This is a genomic window from Zunongwangia pacifica (genome assembly GCF_023499215.1).
In the GTDB taxonomy this organism is placed as follows: domain Bacteria; phylum Bacteroidota; class Bacteroidia; order Flavobacteriales; family Flavobacteriaceae; genus Zunongwangia; species Zunongwangia pacifica.
In genome coordinates this window covers 114,611-132,474 of the sequence record NZ_JAKHSK010000001.1, presented here as the reverse complement: position 1 = coordinate 132,474, position 17,864 = coordinate 114,611, and the positions used below count along the sequence as shown (strand labels likewise).

The following is a 17,864-nucleotide window of genomic DNA, read 5'->3' as shown; positions in this document are numbered from 1 at the left end:
ATCATCAAAAATAAGACAGAATTTCTTTACTATCTAGAACAAGCCTCCCTGGCTAGGGCCTCGAGATTTTCCTAAATGTTTATAAGCAGCCTCGGTCACCTCTCTTCCTCTTGGCGTGCGATAAATAAATCCCTGCTGTATTAAAAAGGGTTCATACACCTCCTCGATAGTTTCTGCACTCTCACTAACTGCGGTAGCGAGCGTAGTAATCCCTACAGGACCACCTTTAAATTTATCGATAATGGTCTCTAAGATCCTATTATCCATTTCATCCAGACCATGGGCATCAACGTTCAACGCCTTAAGACCATATCTGGCGATATTGATATCTATTTTACCATCTCCTTTAATTTGGGCAAAATCTCGCACCCTTCTTAAAAGCGCATTGGCAATACGTGGCGTACCGCGACTACGTCCTGCAATTTCTATAGCGGCTTCCAGACTTATGGGAACATTTAAAATTTGTGCGCTACGTTGTACAATATCAGAAAGTAACTCGGTGGAATAATACTGTAATCGACTGGAAATACCAAAACGTGCCCTCATGGGAGCCGTAAGCAATCCTGATCTGGTGGTTGCACCGATGAGCGTAAACGGACTCAAATTAAGCTGTACACTGCGCGCATTAGGACCAGATTCGATCATGATATCGATACGGTAATCTTCCATTGCCGAATATAAATATTCTTCTACAATAGGGCTTAAACGATGGATCTCATCTATAAAAAGAATATCACGTTCATCAAGATTCGTTAAAAGTCCGGCCAAATCTCCTGGCTTATCCAGAACCGGTCCTGAGGTAACTTTTAACCCCACACCAAGTTCGTTGGCTAAAATATGTGCTAAAGTGGTTTTTCCCAATCCAGGAGGGCCATGCAAAAGGGTATGATCTAAAGCATCACTTCTTAGATTAGCCGCCGCAACAAAAACCTTTAGGTTATCCAATACCTGTTCCTGCCCGGCAAAGTCATCAAAACTAAGTGGCCTTAAAGCTCTTTCAATATCAAATTCTTCCGAAGAAAAATTTTCACCAGTGGCATCCAGGTTTTCATTCATAACCATAAAATTAATTTTAACCTAAGTATAGGCAAAACAAAGATAAAATAAAAAAGCCTCTTCAATTAAGAAAAGGCTTCTGTGTATTTTTTAGATATATTTTATTTAATGCTGCAAGTCTTCTTCTTTATTCTGCATAGGAACATTTTGAGGAATATAATCCTGACCTTGGATCACATAATCTCCATCACTATTGGTCTTACTATAATCGTAAGCCCAACGGTAAACAACAGGAAGCTCTCCTGGCCAGTTCCCATGGATATGTTCTACAGGAGTAGTCCATTCTAACGTATTCGATTTCCAAGGATTTCTCGTCGCTTTCTTACCGTAGAACATGGAACTAAAGAAGTTGTAAATAAATACCAACTGCACAAGTGCCGTGATAATAGCACATACAGTTACAATTACGTTGATATCTGCAAGATCATCAAAATAAGGGAATGCCGTATTTGTATAATAACGTCTTGGAAGACCAGCCATACCCAAGAAGTGCATTGGGAAGAAAACTCCGTATGCTCCAACCGCCGTTACCCAGAAATGGATATACCCAAGATTTTTGTTCATCATACGGCCAAACATTTTTGGATACCAGTGATAAACACCTGCAAAAAGACCATACAACGCCGATATACCCATTACTAAGTGGAAGTGCGCTACTACAAAGTAGGTATCATGTACGTTAATATCTAATGTAGAATCCCCAAGAATAATACCGGTTAAACCACCAGTAATAAATGTTGATACTAATCCAATAGAGAAAAGCATCCCAGGGTTCATTTGAAGGTTACCTTTCCATAAAGTTGTTATATAGTTGAAGGCTTTTACCGCAGAAGGAATAGCAATCAATAATGTTGTAAATGTAAATACAGATCCTAAGAATGGGTTCATACCAGAAACGAACATGTGGTGACCCCATACGATAGTTGAAAGGAAACCAATTGCTAAAATAGAAGCAATCATCGCACGGTATCCAAAGATTGGTTTACGAGAGTTTGTCGCGACAACCTCTGAAGTTATACCCAAAGCCGGTAAAATTACAATGTAAACCTCTGGGTGGCCTAAAAACCAAAATAAGTGTTCAAAAAGAACTGGTGATCCACCATGATGACTCAAAACTTCTCCATCTAAGAAAATATCACTTAAGAAAAATGAAGTACCGAAACTTCTATCCATAATAAGTAATAAAGCTGCAGATAATAATACCGGGAAAGAAACCAAACCTAAGATAGCAGTTACCAAGAACGCCCATATCGTTAACGGAAGTCTTGTCATAGACATTCCTTTGGTTCTTAGGTTAATTACGGTTACAATATAGTTAATACCTCCAAGGAGCTGAGAAGCGATAAATAGTGCCATGGAAACCAACCAAAGTGTCATCCCCATCCCAGAACCACCAATAGCTTGTGGCAACGCACTTAACGGAGGATAGATTGTCCAACCAGATGATGCAGGTCCAGCTTCAACAAACAAAGAGCAAAGCATAATAACACAGGCAATAAAGAACAGCCAATAAGAAAGCATATTCATAAAACCTGAAGCCATATCACGTGCACCAATTTGCAACGGAATTAAAAGGTTACTAAAAGTACCACTTAAGCCGGCGGTTAACACAAAAAATACCATTATAGTACCGTGAATAGTAACCAGCGCTAAATAAATATTTGGCGTCATAACTCCATCTGGAGCCCATTTTCCTAATAAAGTTTCAAAGATTGCAAAAGATTGCTCTGGCCATGCCAATTGAATTCTAAACAAAATTGACATTGCTATACCTACAATTCCCATTATTAAACCTGTAATAAGGAATTGCTTAGCAACCATTTTATGATCAAAGCTAAAAATGTACTTTGAAATAAAATTTTGCTTATGATGATGTCCGTGATCTTCGTGAGCTGGTGCGTTTACTACTGCTGACATATCTTTATTATAATACTTTAAATTCTTTAATATTTTTATTCCTCAGACATTGATTCACCGAAGGTAGATTGTTCGGCTAACCATGCTTCATAATCTGCTTCAGATTCTACTATAACCTTCATCTGCATGTTGTAGTGTGCCTGTCCACAAATCTTATTACATAGTAAGAAATAATCAAACTCATAAGAATCATCCCCTTTCTCATTTCTAATATCGTTAATATGCTCTACTTTATCAACAATATCTTCATTATTTCTCATTTCCTCTGTAGTTACCGTTGGCGTGAATCCAAATTGAGTAATCATACCAGGAACTACATTCATCTGTGCTCTAAAGTGTGGAAAATAAGCAGAGTGCAAAACGTCTTGTGATCTCAACTTAAATAACACGGGTCTATTAACCGGCAAGTGAAGTTCTCTAACCACTTTATCATCCTGAGCATAAGAATCTTCTTTATCTATACCAAGCGCATTAATTCCTTCTATGAATCGAACATTCGCCTCACCAAGGGTATTATCTTCACCGGCATATCTTGCTGTCCAGCTAAATTGCTGTGCATAAAGCTCGATTACCAATGGGTCTTCGTCTTCATTAACACTCATGATGTCATTCCATGTAAACAGACCATAGATAATTAAACCCGCTAACGTAATTACAGGAATAATTGTCCAGATAAATTCCAATTTATCGTTATCTGCATAAAACAAAGCTTTTTTCCCTTCCGCTCCACGATATTTATAGGCAAAATAGTGTAATAATGCTTGTGTAACAATCTGAACAAACATGATCAATAACATTGAGATCAACATTAGATTGTCATATTTCCCACCATGTTCTGAAGCTGCATCTGGAAGTGTTACATTAGTAAAACTCCAAAAACAGTAAAACATTAAAAGATATAGGAAAACGGCAAACCCCATCATTAATTTCCCCTGGTTCTCGTTATCCTTGTTGTTAGCTACCTGAGTGGTATCTGCATCAGGCGATTTTGACAATTCAAATATTTTTGAAATCTGCCATCCCGTTACAGCAAGAAGTGCTAATACTATGATTACTAAAAATACGGTCATTTTATAAAGTCTTCTTTAAACAATCAATCTTTTAATTAGTAATGGTAATTTTCACTTTCCTTAAGGAAAGGGTTACCTTTTGGATATAAGGATTCTTTTGCCAGTCCTGTTCCAACAAATAATATAAACAATCCAAGGAAAAATAATAATCCTGCAATTTCAGTAATACCGAAAGACCAGTTAGGACCAACAGTAGAAGGCATAACCAATAAGAAAATATCGATATAATGACCTATAAGGATTACTACACCCGCCATCATCACAAACCATGGAATACGCTTATAATCACTATTTATTAACATCAGGATTGGGAATATGAAATTCAACACTAACATTCCAAAGAAAAGAAGGTTATATTCTTCTATTCTGATGATAAAATAGGTTACTTCTTCTGGGATGTTCGCATACCATATTAACAAGAACTGGCCAAACCAAAGGTATGTCCAAAATACACTAAAAGCGAACATAAACTTAGCCAAATCGTGTAAATGGCTGTCATTTACAAATTCAAGATGACCAGCCTTTTTAAGGAACATCGTAACTAAAGCTATAACAGTAATTGCAGATACAAAGATACTTGCAAAAATATACCACGCGAAAAGGGTACTATACCAGTGTGGTGTCATACTCATAAACCAGTCCCAAGCCATTGTAGTTTCTGTAATCACAAAGAACAACAAGAAAAATACAGAAGCTTTAAAATTCTTTTTATAAGGAGTAAGGTTTGTTGCAGTAGCTTGTGCTAACGAATTTCTTCGCGATATAAATCGATATAAATTCCATCCAATTAAATAAATAATAGCTCTTATCACAAAGAATGGAAAGTTAAGATATCCCGATTTACCCTGAAGAATTACATCTTCTTCAACCAACTCATGGTTTTGCCAGGGATAAAAATGAGTCCCTGCAAAAATCACGATCAATACTACAATAATAGATCCTGGTAACAGGTAATTTGTAACACCCTCAATTACTCGGAATAATACCGGAGACCATCCTGCCTGAGCAACATACTGAATTGCATAAAACACTAAGGCACCCAATGCAATCATAAAGAAAAAGAAGGCTGAAACAAAGATTGCTGACCATGGTTTTGTTTGAAACTGGTGCAATAAATGCTCCATATGGGAGTCACCATGTTCACCTTCTCCATGAGCAGTTTCCCCATGCCCTTCAGAAGATGCCGCATGATCTGCTTCTACAGCCGTACCATGTTCTTCTGTTGTTGCTGAAGCTTCTTCGTGTTCAGCACCATGTTCTCCATGGGCATCTGCCGCCAATAATTCCTTCAATTCTTCTTCGTTCGATGGTGTAGAAATAAATCCATAAACCAAACCTATGGCACCAACAATTACTAGAATAATTGCAGTTAATTTTAATTTACTAGAAAGCGTATACATATTACTAGATCTAAAAGCTATATTCCTATTTAATTATTCTTCAGATTGCGTTTGGTCTTGTTGACTAAGATCTTCAGCAGGTTCTGCAGGATTAAGATTATCTGAATTCTCCTGAGTTACAGTATTTGTTTGAAAAGCTCTTTCCGGCTTACCTTCAAGCTTATCCTTCAAACTCATTACATAATGATCAATCTGCCAACGTTCTTTAATGCTAGTCTGCACACCATAAGATCCCATATTATTAAGTCCATAGTACATGGCGTGATAAACACTACCCTCGGTAATACTACGCCCTGGATCATCATAAGAAGGCACACCAAGTATTTTTTCTCTTTCCACTAAAGTTCCCTGCCCATTACCTTTATCACCATGACAAACTGCACAATAAACGGTATACAATGCTTTACCTTTAGTTAAGTTATCTTCGGTATAAGGAAGCGGGTTTTTAAGATTTGCTTTCGCATTTGCTCTACCCTCTGGAGTATCTTCATAATCATAAGGCATCCATCCTCTTGGTATCGTACCATCTACAGGTAATTTAGCTTCCTGTTGATTGGCAAAAATATCATAAGCGCCATAAGGTTCGTAAGGTACTGGACGGTACATATCTGGGAAATATTGATAATTACGATCCCTGTCTCCTGCACAAGAACTTAAGAAACCTGCGATTATAACAAAGATTAAAGATTTATGAAATAAACTTCTCATCTGGTCTATTTATTGTCAATTAATTTAATTTCTGCAGCACCTGTATCATATAAAAATTTCGTCAGGTCTTCTACATTATGATTCGTTGCGTCTACTTCCATCAAGAACATATCATCTGTAGTTCTTGGATCTGGATTTTCAGCTTTTTTAAAAGGCGCCAATCTACTTCTCATGTAAAAAGTAATCACCATTAAGTGAGCCGCAAAAAATACAGTTAGCTCAAACATAATCGGAATAAAAGATGGCATATTGGTTAGAAAAGAAAAACTAGGTTTTCCACCAATATCCTGTGGCCAATCCTGAACCATCATATAATTCATCATCAAAACAGCAACTGATAATCCAGTTATACCGTACAAAAATGAAGTTATAGCTAATCGTGTTGGTGCCTCCCCTACTGCCTTATCAAGGCCATGCACAGGAAAAGGTGTATAAATTTCACCAATATGATAGCGCGCTTCACGAACCTGCTTTACTGCATGTAAAAGCAGATCATCATCGTTATAAATAGCGTGTATTGTCTTTGATGCCATCTTGATTATTTATTTTTTAATTCAGTTGCCTGAGTATTCCAATCACCTCTGTTTTCGATAATAGGGAAGTTTTCAATAACTTCATCAAGCAATATGTAATCATCCTTGGTTAAATTAGCTACCTGATCGTATTTGTAAATACCAACCTGATGTAAATGCTGCTCCAATAAAGGACCTACACCATTTAGCTTTTGTAAATTATCAGCACTCTCCAGTTTAGGATTATAGGTACCTATTCTGGCAAGCATTGCATCCAATCGATCTTTCTGTGCTTCGGTTAATCCCAGAGCATCTGCATTAACAGTAGGTACATGCTCTGAACCTGGCTCTTTTTCTGTTGATGTATCCCCAAAAAAATCTTTTTTCCCTTCAATATTTGCTGAAGGCTCTTTTGCAGTTGGATCGTTATCTACATGATGGGCTACATCATCACCATGTTTAGCTCTTAAATTTTTATAATACTCTCCGGAAGACTTCAAAATTGTTTTTACTTCAGCCTGAGCAATCACAGGGAACGTTCTTGCATAAAGAAGGAACAATACAAAGAAGAAACCTATAGTACCGATAAAAACTCCAATATCAACAAAAGTAGGAGAGAACATCGCCCAAGAAGAAGGCGTTCTACCTTTACTTAAATCGATCACAATAATATCAAAACGCTCAAACCACATCCCGATATTAATTACCAGCGCCACGATAAACGTCCAAAGAATATTTCTTCTAAGTTTCTTAACCCACAATGTTAATGGCACTACAAAGTTACATATAATTAATGCCCAAAATGCCCAGGCATAAGGCCCTGTTGCTGCACCGAAAGACAAATAAGTATAATTTTCATAACTGGTCCCAGAGTACCAACCTATAAAAAATTCAGTAATATATGCTACAGATACGATACCTCCGGTTAACAATATTACTTTGTTCATATATTCAATATGAAGTAACGTAATATAGTCCTGAAGGTTAACCACTTTTCTCATGATAATAAGTAAGGTCTGTACCATCGCAAATCCTGAGAAAATCGCACCGGCAACGAAATAAGGTGGGAAAATGGTACTGTGCCAACCAGGAACTACTGATGTGGCAAAGTCAAACGATACAATGGTGTGTACAGAAAGTACCAAAGGCGTTGCTAAACCAGCAAGTACTAAAGAAACTTCTTCAAAACGCTGCCAGTCTTTTACACGACCACTCCATCCAAAACTTAGTATGCCGTATATTTTCTTTTGAAATTCATTTGTTGTTCTATCACGAAGCATTGCAAAATCTGGAAGTAAACCAGTCCACCAGAAAACAAGTGATACCGATAAATAGGTTGAAATTGCGAACACGTCCCATAACAGTGGCGAGTTAAAGTTAACCCATAAAGAACCAAACTGGTTAGGAATTGGTAATACCCAATAGGCTAACCAAGGACGTCCCATGTGGATAATAGGGAATAAACCAGCCTGAACCACCGCAAAAATTGTCATGGCCTCTGCAGAACGGTTTACTGCCATTCTCCATTTTTGACGAAATAACAATAATACTGCAGATATCAACGTTCCGGCGTGCCCAATACCTACCCACCAAACGAAGTTGGTAATATCCCAGGCCCAACCAATGGTTTTGTTCAATCCCCAAACTCCGATTCCTGTTGAAACGGTGTAAATAATACAACCTAATCCCCACAAAAATGCAATTAAGGCAAGTGTAAATACAATGTACCAGGTCTTATTAGCTCTACCAAGTACAGGCGCTCCTACTTCAACACTTATATCATGATAAGTTTTCTCTCCGGTAACAAGAGGTTCTCTTATAGGTGCTTCGTAATGTGACGACATATTTCTTTAAAATTGATTCTTATTACTTAATTATTATGCTTCAGCGGTATTGGTAATCTTAGCCTGATACATTACGTTTGGCTTTGTACCTATACTTTCAAGTAAATGATAAGTTCTATCATCTTTTTGTAATTTAGAAACTTTAGACTCTTCATCGTTAACGTCTCCAAACACAATTGCTCCAGTATCACAAGCCGCTGAACAAGCTGTACGGAATTCACCATCTTTAACAGGTCTTCCTTCACGCTTCGCATCAAGAATTGTTTTTTGCGTCATTTGAATACACATAGAACATTTCTCCATAACCCCACGAGAACGAACTACAACATCTGGGTTCAACACCATACGACCTAGGTCGTTATTCATGTGGTAATCAAATTCTTCGTTTTGAGCGTAATTAAACCAGTTAAATCTTCTTACTTTATAAGGACAGTTGTTAGCACAATATCTTGTACCGACACATCTGTTATAAATCATTTGGTTTTGCCCCTGGCGACCATGAGAAGTTGCCGCAACCGGACATACTGTTTCACATGGTGCATGGTTACAGTGCTGACACATTACAGGCTGAAAAGCAACCTGAGGGTTATCATAAGACGGATCTTCGATAACATCGTAAGTATCAAAAGCAGGAAGATTCTTAAGCTTTTCTTGCTCTTCTACAAACGTGTCTCCTGCAGAATAATATCTATCGATTCTTAACCAGTGCATGTCTCTAAACTTCCTAACTTCATCCTTACCAACAACAGGTACGTTATTTTCAGAATGGCAAGATATAACACATGCTCCACAACCCGTACAGGCATTAAGATCAATTGACAGGTTAAAGTGATGACCAATACTACGATCAAAAGATCTCCAGATATCAGCTTTTTTATCACTAACAGGAATTTCCTGATGATTATAGTCTACTTCAGGAACACTGTTCCACTCATGCTTACTCTTAGAAGTTAAAACAGAAAGGGTGGTTTCTTTAACAATATCATCACGACCAGCTAAGGTACTTTGCATTTGCACACTAGCGAATTCGTGAACACCTTCTGCTTTCGATATACTAACATTTTGAAATGCACTAAAGTTTTTATACAGCGGGTAAGCATTCACTCCTACCTGCATTTCTTTTTGCATTCCCTCTTTCTTACCATATCCTAAAGCTAATGCTACAGAACCTTTAGCCTGACCTGGCTGAATAATAACAGGAACATTTTTTACAGTAGTATCTCCAACAGTAACATTTACATAACTACCGTTTAAAGCTCCATTAGAAACAATTTCATTTTCAAGATCAAGCTTATCGGCATCTACCTTTGAAATCATTAAGTAATTATCCCATGTTGTTCTGGTAATAGGATCTGGAAGCTCTTGCAACCAAGGGTTATTAGCCTGTTCCCCGTCACCCATAGAAACTTTGGTATAAAGTGTAAGTTCAAACTCACTTTCTTCCTGTGAAGAAGCACTAAGTTTTCTTAAGGATGATGCATCATTATTAGAAGCTGTAATACCTTCAGCTGATGTCACAGCTACAGGGCTAGAACCTTCAAAAACTCCATCATGTAAAGCTTGATTCCAACCACCATTTAAATTACCAGACCATGTTTCTTTAATATAATCATGGTACGACTGGCTATTTCCTGACCATTTTAACAAACATTCCTGAAACTGGCGTGTATCAAATAATGGTCTAATCGTTGGCTGCATTAAGCTAAATTGGTTATCCGTAAATTGAATATCCCCCCAGCTCTCCAAATAATGAGGAGTAGCAGCTATATATTTACAAAGTTTGGCAGTTTCATCTTCTTTCATAGTAAATGAAACCGACACTTCAACATTTTTTAATCCTTCAACAAACTCAGTTGCATTAGGCAAACTATACGCTGGGTTTACGCCAACCATCATAAGTGCACCTACACTACCAGAGTTCATTTGCTTTACTAATTCAGCCACCTGAGCACTGTTACCCTGGCGCGTCATACGTGCATTATTGGTATCCATTATTGAACTACCTAATGCTTCATTTATAGCTAACACCAGTGACTGAGCATCTGCGTCTGGAATACCAGAAACAACAACTCCTTTACTCCCCGATTTTCTTAACTGACTTGCCGCCTTAACTACAGCATCATCTATATTTGAGGGAAGCTCACTTGTAGAACTACCACCTACAATATAACCATACAAAGAAGCAAGAATCGCTTTTTGCTGAGATGGTTTTACAGGAACACGTTTATCGGCTTTCGCACCTGCCAAAGACAAGTTTGATTCGAATTGCACGTGTCTTGACATTTTTCCATTTTTTGGGATACGACTTTTAGCATAGCTTACATCATACCCTCCACCTTGCCAATCACCAAGAAAATCAGCTCCTATAGAAACTATAGTCTCAGCTTCGGTAAAATCATAATTTGGCAATGCCCTTCTTCCATATCTAGATTCAAAAGCAGAAAGGGCTGCATCTTCAGAAACCGCATCATAAACCACATGTTTAACATTTGGATATTTAGCACTAAATTCCTGAATCAACTTAGTTGTACTTGGGCTTGCAAATGTTTGTGTTAATAGAACAATATCTCCTGAAACACCATTAATTGCAGCACCAACCTGACGATCGAATTCTTCCCAAGAAACATTCTTCCCATCAATCATTGGGCGCTTCACCCTCTTTTTATCATACAACGAAAGAACTGAAGCGTTAACACGAGCACCTCCACCAGCTTTTACCTTAGCAAGGTCATTATTTTCAATTTTTATGGGTCTACCTTCACGGGTTTTCACCAAAACACTTTGAAAATCAAATCCATTAGCTATGGTTGAAGCATAATAGTTAGCAACACCAGGAACAATTCTCTCTGGCTGCACCACATAAGGAATAGATTTCACAACCGGCCCCTCACATGCAGCTAACGAAGCTGCAGCAGTACTAAATCCAACATACTTCAAGAAATCCCTTCTAGATGTTTTTGAATTACTTAGGGAATCCTTATCCCCAAGAAACTCATCCACGGGAATTTCTTCAGCAAACTCTTTTTGTTTTAGCGTCTCAACAACAGAACTACCTTTTAGCTCTTCAACACTTTTCCAGTATTTTTTGTTTGATGACATATATATCTAGATATTAACTTCTTAATTTATATCTGCAACCGCAGTTATTAATAGTGGCATTTTCCACATTCAAGACCTCCCATTTCTGCAATGGTAAGTTCTTCTACACCATACTTTTTAGAAAGCTCTTCGTGTATCTTTTCATAATACTCGTTACCTTCCATTTGAACACCAGTCTCTCTGTGACAGTTAATACACCATCCCATAGTAAGTGGAGCTTCCTGGTGAACTACTTCCATTTCCTGGATAGGACCATGACAATGTTGACACTGCACTCCAGCTACAGATACGTGCTGAGAGTGATTAAAATACACAAAATCTGGAAGATTATGAATTCTAACCCATTTTACCGGTTTTTGCTCGCCTGAATAGGTTCTGGTTGAAGGATCCCAACCAACCGCATCATATAACTTGGCAATCTCACCATCATAAAATTCTTTTGAATGTTCTGCAGTAGCGGTCTCTGGAGCAACTTCTGAAATTGCTTTATGACAGTTCATACATACATTTAAAGATGGGATTCCTGAAGTTTTAGAAACTCTGGCAGAAGAGTGACAATATTTACATTCAATACCGTTATCCCCAGCATGAATTCTATGCGAATAATGTATTGGCTGTATTGGCTGATACCCTTGGTCTACACCTACCTGCATTAAGTATCCGTAAGCAAAATAACCCACACCAAGTAGCACTACTATAGAAAACACCAAAACTAAAAATTGGTTTTCTACGAATGCTTTCCAAATTGGCTTTCTGGATGGCTTCTCTGGTAATGTTACTCCACTAGCCGCTGCAAAGTTTTTCAACGTCTTGTTCACCAAGAACAATACGACTAGCAACATCACTAAAACGAAAACAAGAATACCCAGAATGATATTTACGGAAACACCCCCACCAGATCCACCTTCACCTTCTGCACCGGCACCTGCAGTTGTAGCTGCCGGCGGCTCTGGTTTAGGTTGCTCTACGTAAGCAAGAATATTATCTATATCTTCATTAGACAATTGAGGAAAAGCTGGCATCGCAGTACCATTGTATTCCTGATAAATTGCTTCAGCATCTGCATCACCAGAAGCTCTTAACTCAGCGTTATTCTTAACCCATGCATAAATCCATTCTTTATCATGTCTTAAAGTAACCCCATTTAGAGCAGGACCAATACTAGCCGAATACGGCTTGTGGCAGGCTGCACATAAAGAATTAAATAAACCTTTACCAGCAGCAGGATCACCTAATTCAGCCGAGGCAGATGCATCTGCCTTATCGGCAGCTGTCTCTGGCGTTCCAGCATCTACAGCTGTAGAATCCTGAGCAAAACCCGTTACAGTAAACGAAAGAAAAAGTGCTACAATTAAGAGCAGTCGCGAAGTTGAGTGGCGGTATTTCACCTTTTTCATATTATAAGTTGAATTAACGTCTAAACTTTGGTACGGTTTTTAAGATTAAAATCTGTACGTAAAAACTTTAGAATCGCACCATTAAATTCAGGCACAAAAGTAATACTTAAGTTGGATTTTGTTTATGTTAGAGAAGCGTTAATACTTAATTTATATTAGTTCTAAATAATATTTTATATAGAATTAGAGTTATTTAGTTTTACATTTGTTTATAAAAACATAACTATGAATATTTTAAGCCTTAAAAACTTATTACTTAGCACAACGCTTTGTCTTTCCTACGCAGCCTTTAGCCAAGACGATTCCGCAAAAATTAACATCTCCCAAAACGATATGATTAATGAATTATCCCAAACAAAAACAGAGCTACAAAAATCGCATAATATAGGCGACCGATATGTAATTCAGCTATTTAGTGGGAGTAATGGGGATGCCAGTAATAGAATAAAGGATTATGAAGCCCTATATGAATACCCGGCTCGCATTAAATATGAAGCTCCTAATTATAAGGTTTGGGTGGGAAATTTCAGAAATCGATTAGAAGCCGACAGAGCACTTTTAGTGATTAAAGAGACTTATCCATCTGCTTTTATCCCTAAACCAGAAAGAAAGTAATTTCTTCAATTTAGCACGAGTCAAAAGGAGGTTAATTTAATATGATATTAATCATTATAAGCCATCATTTTTCTTACTATGGCATAGAAACAAGAAGATGACTACTAGAACAAAAAAAGGCCGCAAATGCGGCCTTTTTCAATTTATAAAATCTCTTTGCTATTTAAGCGTTTTCTTAACTTCCACTTCTCTAAATGCTTCGATAACATCTCCTTCTCTGATATCATTATAATTTTTAACCTGCATACCACAGTCATAGCCTTTAGCGACCTCTTTAACATCATCTTTAAAGCGCTTAAGTGAAGCTAGTTCACCAGTATAGACAACAACACCATCTCTAATTAAACGCACCCCTGCATTTCTATAAATCTTACCGGAAGTAACCATACAACCAGCAATTGTACCAACCTTAGAAATTTTGAAGGTTTCTCTGATTTCAGCAGTACCAGTAATCTCTTCCTTAAGCTCTGGAGAAAGCATTCCTTCCATCGCATCTTTAAGATCATTGATCGCATCATAGATGATAGAATACGTTCTGATATCTATTTCTTCTTTATCAGCAACCTGTCTTGCATTACCTGCAGGACGAACATTAAATCCGATAATGATCGCATCTGAAGCCGAAGCTAACAACACGTCACTTTCAGTAATCGCACCTACACCTTTATGAATAATATTCACCTGAATTTCTTCAGTAGAAAGTTTCTGGAAACTATCTGTTAAGGCTTCTACAGAACCATCCACGTCACCTTTCAGGATAATATTCAATTCTTTAAATTCACCTAATGCGATACGACGTCCAATTTCATCTAAAGTAATATGGCGCTGAGTTCTAACATTCTGCTCTCGCTGTAATTGTGTACGTTTAGCAGCAATATCTTTTGCTTCACGCTCGTCTAACATCACTTTAAACTTATCACCGGCCTGTGGCGCACCATCCAGACCTAAGATAGAAACCGGAGTTGATGGTCCAGCTTCTTTAATTTCATTACCCCGCTCATCGTGCATCGCTTTTATCTTACCACTATGGCGACCTGCCAGTACATAATCACCAATCTTAAGTGTACCTGCCTGTACAAGTATTGTAGCCACATATCCACGACCACGATCCAAGAATGCCTCTACTACTGTACCATTAGCAATTTTATTAGGATTCGCTTTAAGCTCAAGAATCTCGGCTTCAAGAAGTACTTTTTCTAATAACTCTTTCACACCCATTCCTGTTTTAGCAGAAATATCATGTGACTGTACTTTACCTCCCCAATCTTCAACCAAAAGATTCATAGAAGCTAACTTCTCTTTAATCTTTTCTGGGTTAGCAGTTGGTAGATCTGACTTATTAATAGCAAATACTATAGGCACTCCTGCGGCCTGAGCATGTGAAATCGCCTCTTTAGTCTGAGGCATCACATCATCATCTGCAGCAATAACAATAATAGCGATATCTGTCACCTGTGCACCACGAGCACGCATTGCTGTAAAGGCTTCGTGACCCGGAGTATCCAAGAAGGCTATTTTTTGGCCTCCATCTAATTTTACTCCATAAGCCCCAATATGCTGCGTAATACCACCACTTTCGCCTGCAATTACATTCTCTTTACGAATGTAATCCAGAAGTGATGTTTTACCATGATCTACGTGCCCCATAACAGTAACGATTGGCGCTCTTTCTTGTAAATCCTCTGGAGCATCTTCCTGCACTTCTACAGTTTCCTCTACATCTGCCGTTACAAAATCCACTTCATAACCAAATTCATCTGCAACAATAGAAAGGGTCTCTGCATCTAGTCTTTGATTCATTGTCACCATCATACCAAGAGACATACAAGCTGAAATTACCTTCGTTACCGGAACATCCATCATGGTTGCAACTTCACTAACGGTCACAAACTCGGTAACTTTAAGCACCTTAGAATCTGACTCTTGTTTTGCAAGATCTTCTTCTGATCGCTGGCGGTGTTGATCCCTTTTATCTCTACGATATTTAGCACCTTTACCTTTACTAGATTTACCCTGAAGTTTTTCCAGAGTTTCTCTTACCTGCTTTTGTACTTCTTCTTCGCTAGGCTCTTCTTTGGTGATAGGCCTGCTACGCTGTTTATTATTACGACCTTTACGGTTGTTATTATTGTTATTTCCTCCACCCTGATTAGGGCCGCCCTTTACATCCTTGCTAATTCTTCTACGACGTTTCTTACGGTTTCCTTTCTTATCATCATTAGATGCCGCAGTTTTCTTATCGTCTTTCTTTTTAGCAGGCTTTTTAAATTTAGACAGGTCGATCTTTTCTCCTGTAAAGTTAGGGCCATCTAATTTTGTATAATTAGTTTTTATACGGTTAGAATCCTCTCCTTTTTCAGAAGTCTCAGTTTTCACCTGAGCTTCATCTTTATCTTTCTTAGGCTCTTGCTTAGGTTGATCTTTAGGGGCATTATCCTGGTTTTTATTCACCTCAGGCTTTGGCTTTGGCTTTTCTTCCACAGGTTTTTGGGCTGGCTTCTCCTGCTTGGCTTCCTCTTGCTTTTCTTCCTTCTTAGGCTCCTCTTTCTTCTTCTCAACCTGAGGCTTATCCAGATCTATTTTTCCAACAGTTTTAGGACCAGAAAGTTTGGTGCGGGAAGTTAGGGTTTCCTGCTCCTGCTTTTTTCGCTCTTGCTCTTCCCTTAATTTTTCCTGCTCCTTTTTCTCCTGTTCTTTTCTCTTTTCCTCTTGCTCGCGTTCGCGGGCTAAACGCAGCTCTTCCTTCTCCTTTTTCCTTTCTTCCCCTACTTCTTTAGAAGCTACTTTTTTGCTTTTGTCTGTCTGGAACTCATCAAAAAGAACCTGATAAGTCTCCTGAGAGATTTTAGCAGTAGGACGTGCTTCAATATCATGCCCCTTAGAATTTAAAAACTCTACAGCCCGATCTAGCGAAATATTGAATTCACGTAATACTTTGTTTAATCGCATTGTTTTTGCTTCAGCCATAAATTGCCCTCTAAATTAACCTCTTTTGTTTATTAACTACAATAAATTATTCTTCGAATTCTTCGCGAAGCACTTTCATCACTTCACGAACGGTTTCCTCTTCCAGGTCGGTACGTCTTACAAGGTCATTCACATCCTGCTCTAAAATACTTTTAGCAGTATCTAAACCAATTTTTGCAAATTCCTTGATTACCCAATCTTCGATTTCATCAGAGAATTCAGACAATTCAACATCTTCTTCTACACCTTCTCTAAATACATCTATTTCGTAACCTGTTAACTGGCCAGCAAGTCTAATATTATGCCCTCCACGGCCAATAGCTTTAGAAACCTCTTCAGGCTTTAGCATTACTTCAGCCCTTTTGTTTTCTTCATCAATTTTTATCGATGTGATTTTTGCCGGACTTAACGCCCTTGTAATAAATAACTGGTCGTTATTTGTATAATTGATCACATCAATATTCTCATTACCAAGTTCGCGTACAATACTATGAATTCTTGATCCTTTCATCCCAACACAAGCTCCTACAGGATCGATTCTATCATCGTAAGAATCTACCGCTACTTTTGCTTTTTCGCCAGGTACACGAACTACTTTTTTAATGGTAATTAAACCATCAAAAACCTCAGGAATTTCCTGCTCAAATAATTTCTCCAAGAATGCTGGTGCTGTTCTGGATAAAATGATACTCGGCTTATTCCCCTTTAATTCAACACTCTCAATAACACCACGTACATTTTCTCCTTTTCTAAAGAAATCTGAAGGAATCTGCCTGTCTTTTGGCAAAACAATCTCGTTCCCCTCGTCATCCAAAAGAATAATTGCACGGTGTCTTATATGATGAACTTCAGCCGTATAAATCTCTCCTTCAAGATCTTTAAACTGCTTATAGATATTTGTATTATCATGTTCATGAATCTTAGAAATAAGGTTTTGTCTTAATGCCAAAATCGCTCTACGCCCAAGATCTTTTAATTTAACTTCTTCAGAAACATCTTCCCCAACTTCAAAATCTGGTTCAATTTTACGTGCTTCCGTAAGTGATATTTCCTGATTTGGATCTTCAACTTCACCATCGGCAACTACCACACGGTTTCTCCAGATTTCCAAATCTCCCTTATCAGGGTTTACAATGATATCAAAGTTATCATCCTCACCATACTTCTTTTTTAAAGCATTTCTAAAAACATCTTCCAAGATCGCCATCAAAGTGACACGATCTATCAACTTATCATCCTTAAACTCTGAAAATGAATCTATTAAGGCGAGATTTTCCAT

The 17,864-nt window shown here is 37.9% G+C and carries 12 protein-coding genes; 1 reads left to right on the top strand and 11 read right to left on the bottom strand.

What is annotated here, in order from left to right; all coding sequences use genetic code 11:
* Window positions 1-33 precede the first annotated feature (33 nt).
* The 9 genes from ruvB to L1967_RS00580 form a co-directional block, all read right to left on the bottom strand.
* Window positions 34-1,056 (bottom strand): Holliday junction branch migration DNA helicase RuvB, encoded by a 1,023-nt coding sequence (gene ruvB / locus L1967_RS00620; protein WP_249599937.1) that lies wholly within the window; start codon window positions 1,054-1,056, stop codon window positions 34-36.
* Between the two features lie 105 nt (window positions 1,057-1,161).
* Window positions 1,162-2,973 carry a cytochrome c oxidase subunit I gene (locus L1967_RS00615; RefSeq protein WP_249599778.1) on the bottom strand — a complete coding sequence of 604 codons (1,812 nt, stop codon included), beginning with the start codon at window positions 2,971-2,973 and terminating at the stop codon, window positions 1,162-1,164.
* 35 nt (window positions 2,974-3,008) lie between these two features.
* Window positions 3,009-4,043, bottom strand: coding sequence for a cytochrome c oxidase subunit II (locus tag L1967_RS00610; protein ID WP_249599777.1), 1,035 nt, complete (start codon window positions 4,041-4,043; stop codon window positions 3,009-3,011).
* Between the two features lie 35 nt (window positions 4,044-4,078).
* Window positions 4,079-5,443, bottom strand: coding sequence for a quinol:cytochrome C oxidoreductase (locus L1967_RS00605; protein WP_249599776.1), 1,365 nt, complete (start codon window positions 5,441-5,443; stop codon window positions 4,079-4,081).
* A 33-nt stretch (window positions 5,444-5,476) separates the two neighbouring features.
* A complete protein-coding gene (locus L1967_RS00600) occupies window positions 5,477-6,151 on the bottom strand; it encodes a c-type cytochrome (protein WP_249599775.1) in 675 nt (224 codons plus the stop codon).
* Between the two features lie 5 nt (window positions 6,152-6,156).
* The gene (locus L1967_RS00595) at window positions 6,157-6,684 is read right to left on the bottom strand and encodes a DUF3341 domain-containing protein (RefSeq protein ID WP_249599774.1); all 528 of its coding nucleotides are present in this window, start codon (window positions 6,682-6,684) and stop codon (window positions 6,157-6,159) included.
* Window positions 6,685-6,689: 5 nt separating this feature from the next.
* Window positions 6,690-8,507 (bottom strand): NrfD/PsrC family molybdoenzyme membrane anchor subunit, encoded by a 1,818-nt coding sequence (gene nrfD, locus L1967_RS00590; RefSeq protein ID WP_249599773.1) that lies wholly within the window; start codon window positions 8,505-8,507, stop codon window positions 6,690-6,692.
* Between the two features lie 33 nt (window positions 8,508-8,540).
* Window positions 8,541-11,606: a TAT-variant-translocated molybdopterin oxidoreductase gene (locus tag L1967_RS00585; protein WP_249599772.1), complete on the bottom strand. Its 3,066-nt coding sequence runs from the start codon at window positions 11,604-11,606 to the stop codon at window positions 8,541-8,543.
* A gap of 47 nt (window positions 11,607-11,653) precedes the next feature.
* Complete coding sequence (locus L1967_RS00580; RefSeq protein WP_249599771.1) at window positions 11,654-13,003, bottom strand: c-type cytochrome; 1,350 nt, start codon at window positions 13,001-13,003, stop codon at window positions 11,654-11,656.
* Between the two features lie 225 nt (window positions 13,004-13,228).
* Between L1967_RS00580 and L1967_RS00575 the strand changes: the two genes are divergently transcribed.
* Window positions 13,229-13,618 carry an SPOR domain-containing protein gene (locus L1967_RS00575; RefSeq protein WP_249599770.1) on the top strand — a complete coding sequence of 130 codons (390 nt, stop codon included), beginning with the start codon at window positions 13,229-13,231 and terminating at the stop codon, window positions 13,616-13,618.
* A gap of 159 nt (window positions 13,619-13,777) precedes the next feature.
* Here the strand turns inward: L1967_RS00575 and infB are convergent, their stop codons facing one another.
* A complete protein-coding gene (gene infB / locus L1967_RS00570) occupies window positions 13,778-16,585 on the bottom strand; it encodes a translation initiation factor IF-2 (RefSeq protein WP_249599769.1) in 2,808 nt (935 codons plus the stop codon).
* Window positions 16,586-16,631: 46 nt separating this feature from the next.
* Window positions 16,632-17,864 (bottom strand): transcription termination factor NusA, encoded by a 1,233-nt coding sequence (nusA, locus tag L1967_RS00565; protein ID WP_249599768.1) that lies wholly within the window; start codon window positions 17,862-17,864, stop codon window positions 16,632-16,634.

Coding starts and splice junctions, on each gene's coding strand:
- ruvB (WP_249599937.1), bottom strand. CDS start 1,056: ATGAATGAAAACCTGGATGCCACTGGTGAAAATTTTTCTTCGGAAGAA.
- L1967_RS00615 (WP_249599778.1), bottom strand. CDS start 2,973: ATGTCAGCAGTAGTAAACGCACCAGCTCACGAAGATCACGGACATCAT.
- L1967_RS00610 (WP_249599777.1), bottom strand. CDS start 4,043: ATGACCGTATTTTTAGTAATCATAGTATTAGCACTTCTTGCTGTAACG.
- L1967_RS00605 (WP_249599776.1), bottom strand. CDS start 5,443: ATGTATACGCTTTCTAGTAAATTAAAATTAACTGCAATTATTCTAGTA.
- L1967_RS00600 (WP_249599775.1), bottom strand. CDS start 6,151: ATGAGAAGTTTATTTCATAAATCTTTAATCTTTGTTATAATCGCAGGT.
- L1967_RS00595 (WP_249599774.1), bottom strand. CDS start 6,684: ATGGCATCAAAGACAATACACGCTATTTATAACGATGATGATCTGCTT.
- nrfD (WP_249599773.1), bottom strand. CDS start 8,507: ATGTCGTCACATTACGAAGCACCTATAAGAGAACCTCTTGTTACCGGA.
- L1967_RS00585 (WP_249599772.1), bottom strand. CDS start 11,606: ATGTCATCAAACAAAAAATACTGGAAAAGTGTTGAAGAGCTAAAAGGT.
- L1967_RS00580 (WP_249599771.1), bottom strand. CDS start 13,003: ATGAAAAAGGTGAAATACCGCCACTCAACTTCGCGACTGCTCTTAATT.
- L1967_RS00575 (WP_249599770.1), top strand. CDS start 13,229: ATGAATATTTTAAGCCTTAAAAACTTATTACTTAGCACAACGCTTTGT.
- infB (WP_249599769.1), bottom strand. CDS start 16,585: ATGGCTGAAGCAAAAACAATGCGATTAAACAAAGTATTACGTGAATTC.
- nusA (WP_249599768.1), bottom strand. CDS start 17,864: ATGGAAAATCTCGCCTTAATAGATTCATTTTCAGAGTTTAAGGATGAT.